This is a genomic window from Flavobacterium sp. GNP010, assembly GCF_056428945.1.
In genome coordinates this window covers 111701-132145 of record NZ_JBWJVK010000002.1, presented here as the reverse complement: position 1 = coordinate 132145, position 20445 = coordinate 111701, and the positions used below count along the sequence as shown (strand labels likewise).

The 20445-nt window shown below is 33.8% G+C and carries 18 protein-coding genes; 9 read left to right on the top strand and 9 right to left on the bottom strand.

Annotated features, from left to right (window positions below; translation table 11 throughout):
• Positions 1-174: 174 nt before the first annotated feature.
• The 6 genes from ilvC to AC061C_RS01265 form a co-directional block, all read right to left on the bottom strand.
• The gene (ilvC, locus tag AC061C_RS01290; RefSeq protein WP_478289699.1) at positions 175-1647 is read right to left on the bottom strand and encodes a ketol-acid reductoisomerase; all 1473 of its coding nucleotides are present in this window, start codon (positions 1645-1647) and stop codon (positions 175-177) included.
• Between the two features lie 121 nt (positions 1648-1768).
• Entirely contained in the window at positions 1769-2290 is a 522-nt protein-coding gene (gene ilvN, locus AC061C_RS01285) for an acetolactate synthase small subunit (protein WP_478289698.1), read from the bottom strand.
• Positions 2291-2384: 94 nt separating this feature from the next.
• Positions 2385-4079: a biosynthetic-type acetolactate synthase large subunit gene (gene ilvB, locus AC061C_RS01280; protein WP_478289697.1), complete on the bottom strand. Its 1695-nt coding sequence runs from the start codon at positions 4077-4079 to the stop codon at positions 2385-2387.
• 140 nt (positions 4080-4219) lie between these two features.
• On the bottom strand, positions 4220-5893 hold the full coding sequence (gene ilvD, locus AC061C_RS01275) for a dihydroxy-acid dehydratase (protein ID WP_478289696.1): 1674 nt from the start codon (positions 5891-5893) through the stop codon (positions 4220-4222).
• A 40-nt stretch (positions 5894-5933) separates the two neighbouring features.
• On the bottom strand, positions 5934-7025 hold the full coding sequence (gene leuB, locus AC061C_RS01270) for a 3-isopropylmalate dehydrogenase (protein WP_478289695.1): 1092 nt from the start codon (positions 7023-7025) through the stop codon (positions 5934-5936).
• 32 nt (positions 7026-7057) lie between these two features.
• Positions 7058-8233, bottom strand: coding sequence for a 2-isopropylmalate synthase (locus tag AC061C_RS01265; RefSeq protein ID WP_478289694.1), 1176 nt, complete (start codon positions 8231-8233; stop codon positions 7058-7060).
• 153 nt (positions 8234-8386) lie between these two features.
• Here AC061C_RS01265 and AC061C_RS01260 point away from each other — a divergent pair, with 153 nt between their 5' ends.
• The gene (locus tag AC061C_RS01260) at positions 8387-9931 is read left to right on the top strand and encodes a hypothetical protein (protein WP_478289693.1); all 1545 of its coding nucleotides are present in this window, start codon (positions 8387-8389) and stop codon (positions 9929-9931) included.
• A 14-nt stretch (positions 9932-9945) separates the two neighbouring features.
• Here AC061C_RS01260 and AC061C_RS01255 read toward each other — a convergent pair whose 3' ends face one another.
• Positions 9946-10170: a hypothetical protein gene (locus AC061C_RS01255; RefSeq protein WP_417945791.1), complete on the bottom strand. Its 225-nt coding sequence runs from the start codon at positions 10168-10170 to the stop codon at positions 9946-9948.
• A gap of 331 nt (positions 10171-10501) precedes the next feature.
• Positions 10502-12478, bottom strand: a complete 1977-nt coding sequence (locus AC061C_RS01250) for an alpha-ketoacid dehydrogenase subunit alpha/beta (protein WP_478289692.1) — start codon at positions 12476-12478, stop codon at positions 10502-10504.
• A 171-nt stretch (positions 12479-12649) separates the two neighbouring features.
• On the opposite strand from AC061C_RS01250, the gene AC061C_RS01245 reads away from it, so the two are divergent.
• From AC061C_RS01245 to AC061C_RS01210, 8 genes are all read left to right on the top strand, one after another.
• Complete coding sequence (locus tag AC061C_RS01245; RefSeq protein ID WP_478289691.1) at positions 12650-13600, top strand: isopenicillin N synthase family dioxygenase; 951 nt, start codon at positions 12650-12652, stop codon at positions 13598-13600.
• A 148-nt stretch (positions 13601-13748) separates the two neighbouring features.
• Positions 13749-14078, top strand: a complete 330-nt coding sequence (locus AC061C_RS01240; RefSeq protein ID WP_478289690.1) for a translation initiation factor — start codon at positions 13749-13751, stop codon at positions 14076-14078.
• Positions 14079-14198: 120 nt separating this feature from the next.
• Positions 14199-15077 (top strand): nucleoside phosphorylase, encoded by an 879-nt coding sequence (locus tag AC061C_RS01235; RefSeq protein ID WP_478289689.1) that lies wholly within the window; start codon positions 14199-14201, stop codon positions 15075-15077.
• 101 nt (positions 15078-15178) lie between these two features.
• Positions 15179-15571, top strand: a complete 393-nt coding sequence (locus AC061C_RS01230; protein ID WP_478289688.1) for a VOC family protein — start codon at positions 15179-15181, stop codon at positions 15569-15571.
• Between the two features lie 93 nt (positions 15572-15664).
• Positions 15665-16789, top strand: coding sequence for an SDR family oxidoreductase (locus AC061C_RS01225; RefSeq protein WP_478289687.1), 1125 nt, complete (start codon positions 15665-15667; stop codon positions 16787-16789).
• Positions 16790-16865: 76 nt separating this feature from the next.
• Positions 16866-17393, top strand: a complete 528-nt coding sequence (locus tag AC061C_RS01220; protein WP_478289686.1) for a GNAT family N-acetyltransferase — start codon at positions 16866-16868, stop codon at positions 17391-17393.
• Complete coding sequence (locus AC061C_RS01215; protein ID WP_478289685.1) at positions 17393-18259, top strand: substrate-binding domain-containing protein; 867 nt, start codon at positions 17393-17395, stop codon at positions 18257-18259. The genes AC061C_RS01220 and AC061C_RS01215 overlap by 1 nt, the downstream gene beginning before the upstream one ends.
• Before the next feature lie 21 nt (positions 18260-18280).
• Positions 18281-19213, top strand: coding sequence for a transglutaminase (locus AC061C_RS01210; RefSeq protein WP_478289684.1), 933 nt, complete (start codon positions 18281-18283; stop codon positions 19211-19213).
• A 532-nt stretch (positions 19214-19745) separates the two neighbouring features.
• Here the strand turns inward: AC061C_RS01210 and AC061C_RS01205 are convergent.
• Positions 19746-20417, bottom strand: coding sequence for a hypothetical protein (locus AC061C_RS01205; RefSeq protein WP_478289683.1), 672 nt, complete (start codon positions 20415-20417; stop codon positions 19746-19748).
• Positions 20418-20445 lie beyond the last annotated feature (28 nt).

The following is a 20445-nucleotide window of genomic DNA, read 5'->3' as shown; positions in this document are numbered from 1 at the left end:
AATGTTAAATAGGGATTACTTCACTTAATTTTTAACGGATTAAAAATTAAGTGAATGTAAAAGCATCCATACTCATTATGCATTAATAATACGTTTCTAACTAATTCGAAATATTATGAAATCTAATGCTATAGTGCTAATGACAACACACTTCCTCGTGTGGTAATTCCTATTTTATAATCCTATTTTTTTCATTGCGGTCATAGAAGCTCTCAACCGCTCTCCTACTTGTTCAATAGGGTGTTGACGAATGGTTTTATTTACTGCAATTAGCACTTCATTATCCACTCCATTTAAAGTAGAAAAGGGTTTGCCAATTACATTTGTATCGACTGTTTTCATGAAATCTATTAATAAAGGTTTACATGCATGATCGAATAAATAACAGCCATATTCTGCTGTATCAGATATGATTCTATTCATTTCATATAGTTTTTTTCTAGCCACTGTATTGGCAATCAAAGGCAATTCGTGCAACGACTCATAATAGGCTGATTCCTCAATGATCCCGGTTTTAGTCATGGTTTCAAAAGCCAATTCAACCCCAGCTTTTACCAAGGCAATCAGCAACACACCGTTATCAAAATACTCTTGCTCTAAAATAGGTGAAGCTGTTGCTGCTGTTTTTTCGAAGTTGGTACCAGCAGTTGCCGCTCTCCAAGTCAATAAATTAACATCATCATTAGCCCAGTCAATCATCATATTTTTTGAAAATTCACCCGAGATGATATCATCCATGTGTTTTTGAAACAACGGGCGCATGATATTTTTTAATTCCTCGGCTAATCGGTTTGCTTCAATTTTTGCTGGATTTGATAAACGATCCATCATGTTTGTAATTCCACCATGTTTCAAAGCTTCCGTAACTGTTTCCCAACCGTATTGAATTAATTTTGAAGCATAAGCAGGCTCAATTCCTTTTTCAACCATTTTATCGAAACATAAAATAGAACCTGTTTGCAATATTCCACAAAGAATGGTTTGTTCCCCCATTAAATCCGATTTTACTTCGGCAACAAATGATGAGTTCAATACTCCTGCTTTGTGACCACCAGTGGCTACTGCATACGCTTTTGCTTGTTCAAAACCTGCGCCGTTTGGATTATTTTCTGGGTGAACTGCAATTAGCGTTGGCACGCCAAAACCACGCTTGTATTCCTCACGAACTTCTGATCCAGGGCATTTTGGCGCACACATAATTACAGTAATATCTTTCCGAATTTGCATTCCTTCCTCTACTATATTAAAACCGTGAGAATATGCTAAGGTGGAACCTTTTTTCATCAATGGCATGATAGCCGTTATTACTGCAGTATGTTGTTTATCTGGGGTAAGGTTACAAACTAAGTCAGCTGTAGGAATTAAATCCTCATAGGTTCCAACGGTAAAACCATGATCGAAGGCATTGCAAAATGAAGTTCTTTTTTCTGCAATTGCATCTGCTCGTAAAGCATAAGAAATATCCAATCCGGAATCTCTCATGTTTAATCCTTGGTTCAATCCTTGTGCTCCACAACCTACAATGACTACTTTTTTTCCTTCTAGAGCTTGTATTCCATTTATAAATTCAGATTGGTCCATGAATTCGCAAACGCCTAATTGTTCTAATTGTAATCGAAGTGGTAATGAATTGAAATAATTTGCCATTTTATATTTTTTAATGATTGTAAAATTTAATAATTGTAATAGTTAATGCTGCTAGTGTTGAGATTCCTCCTTTGTCAAAATGAGAAACTACAAAGCAACTGAACACTGCAAACTGAATACTCTATGAAAGTTCTTCTAATAATGTTGAAATTTCCATTTTTGCTTTGGAAACAGATATTCTTCCGGAGCGCACAAATTGCATGATTCCAAAGGGTTTCAATTTTTTATAAAGCGCTTCTATTTCAATACGTTGTCCTGATTTTGAAATTACAAAAAAGTCTCTCGCAACCGTGACTATTTCGGAATGACTTTCTTTGATTATATTCTGAATTTGTTTTTCATCAAAAAGCAAGCTCGATTCAATTTTGAATAATGCATTTTCAAGAAAAATCGTTTCCTCATCAATATGGTAAAATGCTTTGATGACTTCGATCTGTTTTTCTATTTGTCCCACGATATTTTGTACCCATTTTTCTGTTGTATTAACTACAATGATGAATCTGGAAACATTTTCGATTTCAGATTCGGATACATTTAAACTCAAAATATTGATATGGCGTTTCAAGAATATTCCTGATATTCTGTTTAATAAGCCAACGTTGTTTTCTGAATAAACAGAAATGGTGAATGTTTTATTTTCCATTTTTTTATGTTTAAAGTTTTTATGTTTAAGGTTTAAAGTTGCGCAAAATTATTTTTAGGTTTCAACAACTTTAAACCTTAAACTTTAAACTATTTTAGGACAACCGAATGTCCGAAACCGATGCTCCTGTTGGGATCATTGGGAATACGTTATTTTCTTTTTCTACCATAACTTCTAGGAAATAGGAATCCTTTGAAGCCATCATTTCGGCAACGGCAGCATCAAGATCTTCTCTTTTAGTTACTTTTTTAGCTTTGATATAATAACCTTCTGCAATGGCTATAAAATTAGGGTTGATCATTTCTGTAGAAGCGTATCTTTTATCAAAAAACAATTGTTGCCACTGGCGCACCATTCCTAAAAACTCATTGTTTAAGACCACAATTTTTACGGGAACTTTGGTTTGGAAAATAGTACCTAATTCTTGAATGGTCATTTGGAAACCTCCATCTCCAATAATGGCAACTACTTCACGATCTGGCATTCCCATTTTGGCACCAATTGCAGCAGGTAAAGCAAATCCCATAGTTCCTAAACCACCAGATGTTACATTACTTTTTGTCGAATTGAATTTGGCATAGCGACACGCAAACATTTGGTGTTGTCCCACATCCGAAACCATAATGGCATCACCTTTAGAATGTTTATTAATCATTTCAATCGTTTCTCCCATCGAAATTCCCTCTCTCTTAGGTTTTAACTCATCATTGATTACCGCTTCTAATTCTATTTCATATTTCTGTTTAAATTCATTGTGCCAAGATTCATGAGAGTTACTTTCAATTAAAGGAAGTAAAGCTGTTAAAGACTCTTTTAGATCAGCCAAAACTGCTACAGTAGTTTTTACATTCTTATCGACTTCTGCAGGATCAATTTCGAAATGAATTACTTTGGCTTGTTTGGCGTAAGTAGCTAAATTTCCTGTCACTCGATCGTCAAAACGCATTCCTAGAGCAATTAAAACATCGCACTCATTCGTTAAAACATTAGGACCATAATTACCATGCATACCCAACATTCCTACATTTAATGGATGATCTGTTGGCATTGCTGAAAGTCCTAAAATAGTCCAAGCAGCTGGAATTCCTGATTTTTCAACTAAGGCTTTTAACTCGGCTTCTGCTTCACTAAGAATTACACCTTGACCAAATATGATAAATGGCTTTTTGGCAGTATTAATTAATTCAGCTGCTGCTGCTACTTTTTCAAGATTTAAAGTTGGCTTTGGATTATAGCTTCTAATACTGGTACATTTTTTATAGCTGAATTCCATTTCGTCAAATTGCGCATTTTTTGTAATATCAATTAATACAGGACCTGGGCGACCAGATCTAGCAATAAAAAAAGCTTTAGCAATAATCTCCGGAATTTCTGAAGCCTCTGTGATTTGATAATTCCATTTGGTTACTGGGGTTGAAATTCCAATGATATCCGTTTCTTGAAACGCATCAGATCCCAATAAATGCTTCCCAACTTGACCCGTAATGCAAACCATAGGAGTCGAATCGATTTGCGCATCAGCAATCCCGGTAACCAAATTTGTTGCTCCCGGACCCGAAGTTGCAATGGCCACTCCTACTTTTCCTGTTGCTCTTGCGTACCCTTGCGCAGCATGGGTTGCACCTTGCTCATGACGTACGAGTACATGATGCATTTGATCTTTAAATTTATATAGTTCGTCGTAAACAGGCATTATAGCGCCTCCTGGATATCCATAAATTAAATCAACTCCTTCCGCTAATAAGCATCTTATAACTGCCTCTGCTCCTGATATTTTATAATTTTTCATCTATTATTTTTATTAAGCAATTGCCTTTTTTAAAATTCCCTGGCAATAGCAATTTCAATGGCAATTTCAAAATTCGTGGTACTAACAATCAAAATCTTTTTTTTGATATTGATATTGACTTTTGAAATTGCAATTGGTTTTTATTTATCGGTTACACATCCTTCAGAGGCACTTGAGACCGAACGTATATATTTAAGTAACACTCCTTTTTTAATAGTGGATTCGGGTTGCACCCAAAGCGCTTTTCGAGTGTTAAATTCTGCATCAGAAATTTTGAGGTTGATGGTGTTTTTAACTGCATCAATGGTGATAATATCTCCATTTTTGACTAATGCTATTCCACCTCCATCATACGCCTCAGGCGTTATGTGACCTACAACAAAACCATGTGAACCACCCGAAAATCTACCATCAGTAATTAAAGCAACACTTTTTCCTAGACCAGCGCCCATAATGGCTGATGTAGGCTTTAGCATTTCAGGCATACCCGGACCACCTTTAGGACCACAATACCTAATGACGACAACATTTCCTGGTTTGACTTCTCCTCCACGAACTCCTTTTATTACATCGTGTTCATTTTCATAAACAATGGCATCACCTTCAAAATATTCCCCTTCATTGCCACTAATTTTTGCAACACAACCTTCTGTGGCTAGATTTCCGTAAAGGATCTGGATATTTCCTGTACTTTTTAATGCTTTCTGAATTTTATGAATCACATCTTGACCATCATTCAAATCAGGAACAGTTGCTAAATTCTCTGCAATTGTTTTTCCAGTGACGGTCAAACAATGTCCGTGCAATAAACCTTCTTTTAGTAAATATTTCATTACAGCTGGAACACCACCCACCGCATGTAAATCTTCCATAAGGTATTTTCCGCTTGGTTTTAAGTCGGCTAGCAAAGGCGTTTTGTCACTAATTCTTTGAAAATCATCTAATGTAATTTCGATATCTACAGAATGAGCCATAGCAATCAAGTGCATTACTGCATTTGTAGAACCTCCTAAAACAGCTACCATTGTAATAGCATTTTCAAAGGCCTCACGTGTCATGATGTCTCTTGGTTTGATATCTTGTTCTAATAAAATTTTAATGGCTTTACCAGCTTCAAGACATTCTTGCTTTTTTTCTGGGCTTAATGCAGGATTAGATGAACTGTAGGGCAAACTCATTCCTAAAGCTTCAATAGCTGAGGACATCGTATTCGCGGTGTACATTCCGCCACAAGCGCCTGCTCCGGGACAAGAGTTTTGAATAACGCCTTTGAAATCTTCGGGTGAAATGGTATTGTTGAATTTTTTTCCCAAAGCTTCAAAAGCCGAAACAATATTCAATGATTCTCCTTTCCATTTTCCAGAATGAATACTGCCACCATATACCATAATTGCAGGGCGATTTAATCTACCCATTGCCATAACAGATCCAGGCATATTTTTATCACAACCTGGAATAGCAATTAGTCCATCATACCATTGTGCTCCTACTACCGTCTCAATAGAATCGGCAATAACATCTCGCGAAACCAATGAATAACGCATTCCATCTGTACCGTTAGACATCCCATCGCTCACACCAATAGTATTAAAAATTAACCCTACTAAATCTTCTTTCCAAACCCCTGTTTTTATATCTTTTGCCAAATCGTTCAGGTGCATGTTACAAGGATTTCCCTCGTAGCCCATGCTTACAATTCCAACTTGAGCTTTCTTTAAATCGTTTTCAGTTAAACCAATTCCATATAGCATAGCTTGTGCAGCGGGCTGCGTTTCATCTTGCGTTATGGTTTTGCTGTATTTATTTAATTCCATTTTTCTCTTTTATAGTACTGTTTCGCTGTCCCTTTAGATTTTAAACAATAGTAGATTGTCCGATGTAAACATTATCACTTTTAAAATAGAGATCGTCTTTGCTTAAAATATAATTAGCAATAAAATCTCCTACTTCGTTGGTTCCAAATTTTGAATACGGATTCAAATCAGGTGTGACGACATTCAATTCAATAGCTTTATCTACCGCTTCATGCACTTTAAGAGATTCATTGTGAAGTCCAAAATGTTCCAAAAGCATAGCAGCAGATAGTATTGAAGCAATCGGATTTGCAATATTTTTTCTTTTTCCTTCTTGAAAACTACCATGAATAGGTTCGAAAAGTGCCGTTGAATTACCAAACGATGCCGATGGCAGTAATCCTATTGCACCAGTAATTACGCTAGCTTCATCAGATAAAATATCTCCAAATAAATTCTCGGTTAGAATCACATCAAATTGTTTTGGATTAATAATAATTTGCATCGCAGCATTATCAACAAAAAGAAAGTCTAAAACTACATCTGGGTAGTCTTGTGCAATTTCGGTTACTACTTTTCTCCATAATCGAGATGTTTCAAGTATACTGGCTTTATCGACCAAAGTGACTTTTTTTCTTCTTTTTAGTGCCGTTCTGAAAGCCAAATGAGTGATTCTAATGATTTCTTCCTCTGAATATTCACATAAATCAGAGGCAAAAGTGCCTTGCTCATTGATCTTTTTCTCACTAAAATACGAACCGCCTGAAATTTCTCTGAAAATAATAAAATCAGTACCATCAATAATTTTTCTTTTTAAAGGGGACAAATCCAATAAATCAGTGTACGGTTTTATAGGTCTAATATTTGCAAATAAACCAAGCGCCTGCCTTAGTTTTAAAAGTCCTTGTATGGGATTTAAATTCGTATCATCAACAGAACCAAATAATACGGCATCAGTATTTAGACAAAGATTTAAAGTTTGTTCTGGTAATGGATTTCCAGTTTTTTCGATAGCAATTGCACCAATAAGAGCGTCTTCAAAAATAAATTCATGATCGAAAATGACACCTATGGCGTACAATGCTTTTTTGGCTTGTAAAACTACTTCAGGACCTATTCCGTCTCCTGCTAGTACTGCTATTTTTAAGTTCATATTATTACGATTTATATTTTTAATATCAGAATTTAATTCAAAAGTAATTCCTTACTCATTTTACAAGCTGTAACGATTTGATGAATGTCATTATCTATAACTTCTTTTTTTATGTCAGCAAACTTTAAAAATTCTTTATAAACAATATCAAGTTGCACTTTTGTTAACTCATATCCTATTTTTTTGGCCCTGTAGGCTAATGCTGCTCGACCGCTTCTGGCCGTTAGAACTATTGAGGATTCGTTTACTCCTACTTCTTTTGGGTCCATTATTTCATAGGTTGCCCTGTTTTTGATGACACCATCTTGATGAATTCCGGAGCTATGTGCAAATGCATTTGCTCCAACAATTGCTTTATTTGGTTGCACCATCATTCCCATACTTTCAGACACCAATCGGCTCATTTCGTTAATCTGACGTGTATTAATATTAGTATCCAAGTTTAAGTAAGGATGTTGCTTAAAAATCATAACTACTTCCTCAAGTGCCGTATTACCTGCTCTTTCTCCTATTCCGTTGATGGTACATTCTATTTGTCTGGCACCATTTATAGCTCCAGCAATAGAATTTGCTGTGGCCATTCCCAAATCATTGTGGCAGTGGCAAGACAAGACCACATTATCAATCCCTCTAACATTTTCTTTCAAATATTTAATTTTTGCTCCATATTCCTCTGGCAAGCAATATCCTGTAGTATCTGGAATATTAAGAACAGTAGCACCTGATTTAATCGCTTCCTCACAGACTCGAGCTAGAAAATCATTGTCAGTTCTACCTGCATCTTCAGCATAAAATTCAACATCTTCAACGTAGGATTTAGCATGTGAAACAGCATATTTGGCTCTAGCAATAATGTCTTCTCGGGTAGTATTTAATTTGTATCGAATGTGTGAATCAGAGGTGCCAATTCCGGTATGGATTCTAGGTCTTTTAGCATGTTTTAAAGCTTGAGCAGCTATATCTATGTCATTTTTAACGGCCCTTGTCAAGCCGCAAACAATGGCATTTTTAACTACTTTACTAATTTCTGAAACGGATAAAAAATCTCCTGGACTTGAAACCGGAAAACCAGCCTCAATAATATCTACTCCCATTTCGTCTAATCGATTTGCAATAATTAGTTTTTGGTTGGTATCTAACTTACATCCTGGAACTTGTTCGCCGTCTCTTAAAGTGGTATCAAAAATTTGAACTTTCTCTCTATTCATTTTCATTTATTTAGTGTAATTTCACAACCCTAAACAAAAATATCTTTCATTAAGTTATTAAGAAACTCCATTTAATGAAATATACTGCTTATAAAGCAATTGTTAAGCTTATAAATACCTTATTATCAATAAACTAAGCTAACTTATTTTACAATGGCTAACCATCAAAAAGATTTCTTATTCGTATTAATTAAATCCCTTTCAAAATCTGAAAAAAGACAATTCAAGATTTTTGCCAGTAGATTAGAAACTAGTTCAAATACAAAATTTATTGAACTATTTAATATTCTTGACAAATCGGATGCCTATGATGAGAAGCTAATTTTGAAAAGTGGTATCATAAAAAAAGTGCAATTATCGAATTTAAAATCCTATTTGTACAAGCAAATTTTAGTGAGTATTCGATTGAATATTCCGAGTCAGAATATGCGTTACCAAATTCGTGAACAAATTGATTTTGCAACTATTTTATACAACAAAGGATTGTATAGGCAAAGTCTAAAAATTTTAGATAAAACTAAAATCCTCGCTTTAGAAAATGACGAAAAACTAATGGCATATGAAATTGTAGAATTCGAAAAACTAATCGAATCACAATATATTACCCGAAGTATTCAAGGTCGTGCTGACGAATTAGTGGTGCAAGCCAAGGAATTAAATTACAGAAATACTATTTCGAGTAAATTGTCTAATTTATCGTTGCAACTGTATGGTATTATGTTGAAAACTGGTTATGTAAAAACGGATGCCGAATTCACCTATATCGATGATTATTTTAGAAAACATAGTTCAAAATTCGATCAATCAAAATTTGGCTTCCGTGAAAAATACTGGTTTTATAATGCCAATTTGTGGCGAAGTTTTTTGGTACAAGATTTTTTATCGTGCTACAAATATGCTTTAAAATGGGTGACGCTCTTTTACGATACTCCAAGTATGATATATTTGAATCCTGTATTTTTTCTAAAAGGGAACCATTATTTGTTGGAGTCTTTGTACATGCTGAAATACAAATCTAAGTTCAAAAAATATTTGGTTTTATTAGAAGAAACAACAAAAGATCCTCGCTTTCCAGTAAACGATAATATTGCTTCCCTATCCTTTTTATATTTGTACAATAACAAACTAAACTTCCATATTCTAGAAGGTACATTTATAGAAAGTGAATACCTAATCCCTGAAATTTTAGCAAAATTAAAAACGCATAGTGAGCATCTTGATGAGCATCACGAAATGTTGTTTTATTACAAAATTGCCTCTATTTATTTTGGCACCGAAAAATATGCCGAATGTATTTTGTACTTAGAAAAAATCATCAACAACAAAAATCTTTCTATGCGAGAGGATTTAATGTGTTTTTCGAGACTACTTTGTTTGATTGCACATTATGAATTGGGTAAGGATTACTATTTAGAAAATCAACTCAAAAACACGTACAAGTTTTTACTTAAAATGAATGATTTGCATGAAGTGCAAAAAGAAATTATCAAGTTTTTAAAAAGTTTAAACTCCATTTATCCAACAGATATCAAAAAGGAGTTTGTAAAAATGAGAGCACGTTTTATCGAACTAGAGAAAAACACCTACGAAAAAAGAGCTTTTTTATATCTAGATATTATTTCTTGGCTAGAAAGCAAAATCGAAAACAAAAAAATTAGCGATATCATTAAGGAAAAAGCAAAATTGAGTAATCGTTAAGAAGGAAACAGATGCTATTCTATTTCTTTCCTACCTCTAATAATATCATCAAATGCAGCACACTTTACAAATTCTTGTTCACCTTCGATTATCATTGGCAAAAATACAAATTCAACTTCTGATAAATCTTCTTTCAGGTAAAAAGCCATATCGTCTAGTTTGTAAAACCATTCTTTATCAAATTGAATTTTAAGAATGGTGGCATCTTTAATGAGTAATTTTTCTTTTAGTGGCTTCATTAGAGTTTGATAGTATTATTTTTCAAAAATAAAATATCAAATAATAACGCCCAAATGATGGAGCGAATTTATTTTTAAACATTGTATTTAAAAAAAATTTAAAATGCCATACTATATAAAAAAATAATGCGTTTAACAAAAACATATTATTCATAAGTAATTAAAAATAAATACCATGAACGGATTTTTTAAAACTATTATAGCGGGCTACGGTGCTAAAAAACTAGGTGGTGGCTGTTTTGGCACCATTCTTATTTTTATAATTATTTATTGGATATTAGGTTATTTTTAGAATTAAAATACTAAAAATAACCTAACTATTAAATTACAACTAATATAACAAGAGTTCTTTCAGATCATTTTCAAAACGACCTTTTGGCAAATATTGATCTTCCAATGCTTTTGTAAAAGGGATGGGTGTATCTAAACTTGCCACACGTTTTACTGGTGCATCTAAATATTCAAAACATTGTTCCATAATTAATGCCGAAAGATCACTTGCAATACCACCAAACATGCTGTCTTCCTGATAAATAATAGCTCTTCCCGTTTTCTTTACAGAAGCAAAAATAGCGTTGGTATCTAAAGGTTGTAAGGTTCTTAAATCCAATAAATCTGCTGAAATTTCAGGATTTTTTGATAAAGTATCTAGAGCCCAATGAACTGCTGCTCCAAAAGCAATAATAGTAACCGAATTCCCTTCTTTCAGTAGCGCTGCTTTTCCTAATGGTAACGTGTAATAATCTTTAGGAACGTCTTGGTAAACGCTTCTGTACAATTGCTTGTGCTCAAAAAACAACACTGGATTTGGATCATTTATAGCCTCATTCAGTAAGCCTTTTGCATCATACGGAAAAGCTGGATAAACTACTTTTAAACCTGGAGTTTTTGTAAACCAAGCCTCATTGGTTTGTGAGTGAAATGGTCCCGCTTGTGTTCCACCACCGCAAGGCATTCGTACTACAACATCGGCTTTTTCTAACCATCTATAGTGCGATTTGGCTAATAAATTCACAATAGGATTGAACCCAGTCGAAACAAAATCAGCAAATTGCATTTCAACAATCGCTTTGTAACCATTAATAGATAAACCCATTCCTGCCGAAACCACCGCGCTTTCGCAAATGGGTGTATTAATCACTCGCTCTTTACCAAATTGCGCTACAAATCCATCAGTAATCTTAAAAGCACCACCATATTCAGCAATGTCTTGTCCCATGATAACTGAGTTTTCATGACGTTCCATTGATTGTCTTAAACTGGTCGAAATAGCATCTATAAAACGAATGTTTTCTTTTTCTTTTGAGTGTTTAACTTCTTCATATACAAATGGTTTGTACACATCATTTAGTTCTTCGGATAAGGAAGCTTCTATTTCAGGTTCTGCATTGGCAAGAGCCAAACTTTCGTCTATATCTTTTTTAATTTCTAATCGTAGTGCTTCATCAAACTCAGTTGTAAGAACGTTATTCTCTGACAAAAAGTTTCTGAAGTTTTCTACGGGATCTTTTTCAGCCCACATATCCATTAATTCCTGCGGAACATATTTTGTTCCACTCGCCTCTTCGTGCCCGCGCATTCGAAAGGTTTTAAACTCTAATAAAACAGGTCTTGGATTTTCTTTCATTGAAGCCTTTAATTCAGATAATAAATTAAAAACTTCCAATATATTATTTCCGTTTACAATATAACTTTCCATTCCGTAACCAATGCCTTTATCAGCTAAATTTTCGCATCGGTATTGCTCATTTGTGGGTGTTGAAAGGCCATATCCATTATTTTCAATAACGAAAAGAACAGGCAATTCCCAAACCGAAGCAATATTCAAGGCTTCATGAAAATCCCCTTCGGATGTGGCGCCTTCTCCAGTAAAAACAGCCGTAACTTTACCGTTTTTCTTGAGTTTATTGGCTAATGCAATTCCATCCGCAACACCTAACTGTGGTCCCAAATGCGAAATCATACCAATAATTTTGTACTGTTGGGTTCCAAAATGAAAACTACGGTCCCGACCTTTTGTAAAACCATTAGCTTTCCCCTGCCATTGCGAAAAAAGGCGGTACAACGGAATGTCTCTTCCAGTAAATACTCCCAAATTTCTGTGCATAGGCAAAATGTATTCATCTGAATCCAAAACTGCGGTAACTCCCACAGAAATAGCCTCTTGACCAATTCCTGAGAACCATTTTGAAACTTTTCCCTGACGAATAAGAATTAACATTTTTTCCTCTATAAGTCTCGGTTTTAGTATTCGTTTATATAAATCTAATAATTGATTGTCAGTAAGATTTTTTCTGTCGAAGATCATTGTTACGGTTTTATTGTATGGTTCAAAGATAAAAAAATATAACAGTTTTGTGTTATTTTGTTATATTTTTTCATGTTGTTTGTGAAAATTAAAATTCAAATATAAAATTATTCTTTACATTTGTAATTGCAAGGTTTTGATCTTGCAAAATATCAAAAAATATTTAAAAGTATGCAAAACATTCCTAGTGTTGACTTGCGTGATTTCCTGTCGGATGACCCGGCACGTAAACAAAAATTTGTAAATGAAATCGGAAGTGCATTTGAAGATATTGGCTTCGTAGCACTCAAAGGGCATTTTTTAAACGACCAATTGGTTGATGAATTGTATGGTGAAATCAGAAATTTTTTCGCTTTACCTTTAGAAACAAAACGCAGTTATGAAATCCCTGGAATTGGCGGACAAAGAGGTTATGTTTCTTTTGGAACAGAACATGCTAAAGGCAGAAAAGAAGGAGATTTAAAAGAATTTTGGCATTTTGGACAGTATGTGTCTGCAGATTCAAAATACGCTGCAGAATATCCTGAAAATGTTGAAGTAAAAGAGTTACCTCGTTTTAATGTGGTGGGAAAAGAAGCCTACCAAATGTTAGAAAAAACAGGAGTGTATGTGTTAAGAGCTTTGGCTTTACGATTAGGATTAGATGAATTTTATTTTGACAATTATGCCAAAGATGGAAATTCTATCTTAAGACCTATTCATTACCCTCCAATTACATCAGAGCCTGAAAACGCAATTAGAGCGGCTGCACACGGCGACATCAACTTGATTACGTTGCTTATGGGCGCTCAAGGTAAAGGACTACAAGTGCAAAACCACAACGGGGATTGGATTGATGCCATTGCAGAACCAGATGAATTAGTTATTAATGTGGGCGATATGTTATCTCGTCACACGAACAACAAATTAAAATCGACCATTCATCAAGTAGTGAATCCACCGAGAGAATTGTGGGGCACTTCGCGTTACTCCGTACCGTTTTTTATGCATCCCGTGAGCGATATGCCATTAAATTGTTTAGAAAATTGTATCGATGCCGAAAATCCAAAACAGTTTGAGGACATTACTGCAGGTGACTATTTGTATGAAAGATTAGTAGATTTAGGTTTGATCAAAAAATAAATTTTAATTCAATAGTTCAAGAAAGACATCGAGTTCGCTTGATGTCTTTTTGTTTACTACCATTAAGTAATTAAGGTGCATTAAGAGCAGTAAAAACTTAATTTCCTTAACTTCTTAATGGTTTTATAATAAATTAATATTAAAAAAGATGGACTTACAAGACCAATTAAAAAACCTTTTCCCAGATCATGAACCTTTGCCACAAGAGCAAACGGAGGCGGCGGCACACGAATTATACGTTCAAAAAGAGCCAATGATTTGTAAATTTGAAAAACGAAAAGGAAAAGCGACCACCATAATTGAAGGTTACGAAGGCACCGACGCCGATTTTAAAATTCTATCCAAAGAAATCAAAACAAAACTAAGTGTTGGCGGCACCTTCAAAGATGATTCTATTATCATTCAAGGAGATTACCGCGATAAAATAATGATTATTTTAAAAGAAAAAGGATTCAAAGTAAAACGTGTGGGAGGATAATCCCCACCTAACCTCCCCAAAGGGGAGGAATCAAATTGAAATATAAAAATAGAATATAAATCAGCAACTAGCTCCCTCTCCTTTGAAGAGGGTAAGGGAGAGGAAAAAATATAAAAACAAATGATACAATCATCAGAATTAATATTAAATCCAGACGGTAGCGTGTACCATTTGAATTTAAAACCAGAAAATATTGCGCACGATATCATCTTTGTAGGAGATCAAAATCGAGTAGAGAAAATCACGCAGTTTTTTGATAGTATTGAATTTTCGACTCAAAAAAGAGAATTCAAAACCCAAACCGGGATTTTCAAAGGAAAGCGTATTACCGTGATGTCTACAGGAATTGGTCCCGATAATATTGACATCGTAATCAACGAACTAGATGCTTTGGTAAACATCGATTTAGAAACGCGTCAACCAAAAGAAAATTTGACTTCCTTGAACATTATTCGTATCGGAACTTCGGGTTCTTTGCAAGCGGATATTCCTGTAGACAGTTTTGTACTATCTAAATTTGGATTAGGACTAGACAACATGCTCCGCTCCTATTTGATTGACGAAGTTTCGAATCTAGAAATGGAAGATGCTTTTGTACAACATACCAATTGGGATCTAAAAAAAGGAAAGCCTTATGTAATTGCTTGTTCTGAAAAATTAGAAAAAATCATAGAAAGTGACCAAATGCATAAGGGAATCACAGCAACTGCTGGAGGTTTTTACGGACCACAAGGACGCATATTGCGTCTGAATATTCAAGATGAAGAATTAAATTCTAAAATGGATAATTTTAAATTTGGTGACAACCAAATCACAAATCTTGAAATGGAAACTGCAGCAATTTATGGGCTGTCGGCACTTTTAGGACATCAAGCCTTGTCATTAAACGCGATAATTGCCAATCGTGCTTCGGGAACATTTAGTGAAGATCCTTATAAAGCGGTGGATGAATTGATAGCGTATACGCTAGATAAACTGGCCAATCAATTACAGAAATAATATGATTAGGAGCTATTTCCTGCTATCCGCTATATCTCTTGTGTTCGCTAGCGCTACCACAAGAGGATGCCGCTCCTATCAGGGCTAAAAAAAAAACTAACATGAAGCTCAGAGTTGCCAGACATACAAATGATTTAGAAAAAATTAAGGTTTTTTACCTTTCTATTCTAGAATTTGAACTGCTTGGCAGCTTTAATAATCATGATTTGTACGATGGTATCTTAATAGGTAATTCTAACTTAGATTGGCATTTTGAGTTTACACAATCAAATGAAAACGCAGAACATCACTTTGATGAAGATGATATTCTAGTTCTTTATCCCGAAACGCGAAAGGAGTATAATTCAATGATTAACAAACTTTTATATTCAAACACTTCTATTATTACTTCAAAAAATCCATATTGGAATGATCCCGAAGTTTCGAGAGGCAAAATGTTTTTGGATCCCGATGGATTCAGAATTATTATTTCCGATTTGAAAGCAAAAGATTGATAATTATTGGTTGGTGACTTCAAAAACGCGATGATACTTAAACCTAAACTATTTACTATTTAAAACTACCTTTACTTTTAGAACAAAACGATAATGAAAATAATACTTACAGGAGCAACAGGAGTTTTGGGATCTCATATTATGTATGAAATTCTGGAGCTTTTCATCAACACTAAAATTGATGGTAAACTCTTTATAATTGCCCGAAACAAAGGAAAAAAAACTGCTCAAGATCGCATAAACGAACTATTATCGAGTAGTTATACCCCACAAATCATAAAGAACAAAGGCATAGAAAAACTGCACGAGTACATTGAAATAATCGATACTGATTTGGCTGAAATTCAAGATACTTTTTCAAGCCAAATAAAAGATGCTTATTTTATTCATTCAGCTGGATTTGTTAATCTATCTACCGACGAAAAACAACGGGAAAAGATTTTTGATGAAAATACCAAAATCACTAAATCCCTCTTCACTTTATTTCATCCTTTCATAAAAAAGTTTATTTACATTGGAACTGCTTTTTCATCTGGAAACCGAAAAGGATTAATTGACAATGACTTTCATAGTTTAGAATTCAAACCAGAGCATCGCAATGCGTATGAAAACGCAAAATTTCACTCGGAAAATTTTATAGCACAAGAATGTAAAAAAATAAATTTGCCTTTTCAAATTCTGCGTCCAAGTGTTATTGGGGGAAAAATGTTAGGAACAGAAAATCCATATTTTATTTCAAAATATATGGTTTTTTATCTTTTGGCAAAATTCTTTCACTTTACTTCTCAACGAAAAGGGGAACAAGAAAATGTGCGTTTTATCATCAATGAAGACACTGTTTTGAATATTATTCCCGTTGATTATGTGGCAAAAGTGATTGTCAATACCTTTGAAAGAGACGATATTGAACAGCTTAATATTGTAAATACTAAAAGCTTCAATATGATAAAAGGATTGCAATTGATTATGAAGGAAGTAGGTTACACTAATTTTACTTTAATTCAAAATCAATTAAATTTCACATATAGAAACGTCATTGAAAAACTGTATTATGAAAGTATTGGTAAGCATTTAAGTCCTTATTTTACAACGGCTGCCAACGAATATGACACGACTTTATTGAACTCCATTCTGGAAATACCAAAACTAGATCAGGAAGCTTTCACTAATATGATACGTTATGCAAAATTGAATAATTTTAAAGATATTAATGTGTGATTGCTTCGTTCCTCGCAATGACAGAAAACCACCGCTATCAGGGCTAAATCGTTAACTATGAAATTTTTAGTACACCATGAATCTTATTTTAGAAACTGACCGATTACTTTTACGAGAAATGCTCGTTTCAGATGCTGAAGCTTTATTCGAAATGGATCGAAATCCTAAGGTACATCAATACCTTTGGAACAAACCTGTAAAAGAAATTAGCGAAGTCTACGCTACTATTGAGTCTGTTAAAAAGCAGTACACCCAGAATAATATAGGTCGCTTTGTTATTATTTTAAAAGAAACACAAGAGCTTATAGGCTGGGCTGGATTAAAATACAACACCGAAATGGTCAATAACAAAATTCATTTTTACGACATTGGTTACCGATTAAGCGAAAAATTCTGGGGCAAAGGATATGCAAGTGAAGCCAGTTTTGCTTGGTTGGATTATGGTTTTAATGTGATGAAAATTCCTGTAATGGAAGCAGCTGCGCATACAGACAACATCGCCTCCAATCGAATTTTACAAAAAATTGGACTAGAAATGACTGAAACCTATCTTGAGGATGGCGTTTCTTGGAATTGGTACGAATTAAAAAATCCAAATCTATAATGAATACAATAAAAATAGCCGGAGTTCCAGAACATTTCAATTTGCCTTGGCATTTAGCCATAGAAAGCGGCGATTTCGAAAAAGAAAATATCGATTTACAATGGACTGATGTTCCCGAAGGTACCGGTAAAATGTGCCAATTGCTGCGTGATGGCGAAACTGATATTGCAGTCATATTAACCGAAGGAATTGTAAAAGATATCACTGCAGGAAATCCCAGCAAAATTGTTCAAGTATACGTTGAAAGTCCTTTAATTTGGGGAATTCATGTAGCAGCAAATTCAAAATACAATACTTTAACTGACTTGAAAGGCACTACAGCTGCCATTTCTCGATTGGGTTCTGGCTCACAATTAATGGCGTATGTCAATGCCGATAATCAGTCCCGTTTGCATTCGGGATGGAAAACGGATGATCTTCAGTTTGAAATTGTAAACACCATTGACGGTGCCGTTAAAGCCTTAACAAACAAAACCGCAGATTATTTTATGTGGGAACGTTTTATGACTAAGCCATTAGTAGACCAAGGTATTTTTAGACGTATTGGTGATTGCCCAACACCTTGGCCTTGCTTTGTGATTGCGGTTCGTAAAGAAGCTCTTGAAAAACAAGCGGATGTTATTTCAAAAATTTTATCCATTATAAATCAAACTACTTTTGACTTTAAAGATATTCCAAGTATTGATACCACATTAGCATTAAAATACCATCAAAAAATTGAAGATATTCAAGAGTGGTTATCTGTAACTCATTGGTCGCAAAACCAATTAAAAGCAGAAATGTTAAACAAAATTCAAAATCAATTGATTCAACTTAAAATTATCGATAAAAAAGGTACTTTTGAAGATCTTGTAGAAACAGTTTAGATTGCTGTTTTTATCTTTACTATGATAAAAATAAAAGAAATTAATTTTCAAAGTATAAAACAACGATTTCAGGTAAAAAAACCTTGGGATGACGTGATTATTTTTATACTAAACATTTTAATTGCAATTCCTCTTTTTATAATCATCCATCAAAATCTAATTAATCCAAATTGGTTTCTGAACATCGATCGGGTAGTTTTATTTTTGGTGTTGATTGTAGGTATTCAAATCATCCTTAGATTTTTAAGAACTATAATTCTCTTTTGTATCATCCTTTATTTTTTGGTTTTAGTATATGGATCAACTATAGGAAACTATGGATTTAATAGTGTTTTTGAAGATTATAATTCCATCATGTACACCATGTCTGATAATCCTTATCCACAAGATATTATTATTGCCAAGTTGCTTCCGTTTCCAAACAAATCTAAGATTGTAAATGCAATTGAATATCAAAATCCAAAAATTAGGAATTTTGCGATTATGGCAACAACTAAACATTTTAAAAAAGTAAAAGGCTATTCTGATTACAGGACTATTATACAATGCTTTGCTGTTTTTAAAGAAATAAATAGCAAATGGAACTATGTAAGTGATCCAAAAGCAAGAGATTATATTGCTTCTGCCTCAGAATCCCTACTCTATTTCTCTGGCGATTGCGATGATCATTCCATATTAATGGCTGCCGCAATTAAGTCTATTGGTGGAACTCCCCGATTGATTCATACTACAGGACATATTTATCCAGAAATACTCATAGGCACTCAGACTGATTTAGAAAAAGTAAACTTTCTTATAAAAAATGTATTATTTGTTAATGAAAGTAAAGAAAACAAACTGCATTATCACGTTGACGAGCGCGGACAAATCTGGATGAATCTAGATTATACTGCCAAATATCCCGGCGGACCTTTTATGTCCGAAGAAATTCTTGGTGCATTGACGTTGGATTGATAAAAAATTCAAAATCCAACATTCAAATTGCTTACAGGTTTTTTTGTACCAAAAAGCAGCACAATTTATCGATCAAAAAACCGATTTAGAATTTCAATTTTATTGTGGTGCAAAACGTTCGCAAACTTTCGCAGTACATGAATCAAATATTATCAATAACTTTGCAATCTTAAAAAAGGAGAAGAGTATTAACTTTTAATTTTTCAATTATGATAAATTTACAAGCTTTGGAAGAAAAGTTAGACAAAGTTTTAGAAATCGAAACAAAAGAAGGTTTAACAACGTGGTTATTACAAAAGAGAAAATAGTTAATAAATTAAAGTAATATCTGAAAATTACTTTGATTTGTTCATTGGCGGTATAAGTTCTTTATTCAAGTTATTATAGTGCGTTATGGACTAGATTAAGTCCTATTGTAAGATTTGCCACCCGAGCCGTAGCGAAGAAGCGAAGCAAATTTACCCAAATACAAAACCAACTTTCCATTAAGCTTATTGCCCAAATCCGTTATAGTACCTGATAGAAACTGTTTTTATCTATACGTAAATTCAGAAGCTAATTTTTGTTTTAATTTTCCAATTATTATGTCAAACTCATTTAGAATCGTTGTCAATGAGAGAGTATAAAATTGATGATCATTGTTTAACTTGTTGTAATCCAGTCTTAATGCAATAACAAGAGGCTCGTTCTCACCATAATAATTTAAAACTTCATGATTAATAAAGGAATGTTTGTAAGCGTTTGATATATTGTTTAAATTTTCCAAAAAAGGTTTATGTGAATCTAATATATTATCAAAAGATTGATTAGAATGCAAAAATTCAGCAATAGAAGATATTTTTATTTTACTCGGATATTTGTCACGTGTTTTTTTATAATCTGATAAATATAGTAATCCAATGAATTCATCGATTGTTTTACGAAGCCAATAAATAATTTCTTCGGTTTGATAGATTTGAATATATGATAACTTCGGATTGACTAAAATACCTGAATTAAATTGATTAACTCTAATGTCATTTCGTTTAGTAAAGTTTTCATACAAACTTACAATTGTGTCGTTTAAACAATCCATTCTTTGAACAATATCAAACCACTTTAGTGTCATATTACCAAATGGAGTATCAGCGTATAAATCTAATATGTCATTGCTATTTAAATTTGTACCATGTTGCATTAATGATTGAATTATAGGTGTCTTCATAAAATATCTCCTAACTAGTAAATGACCT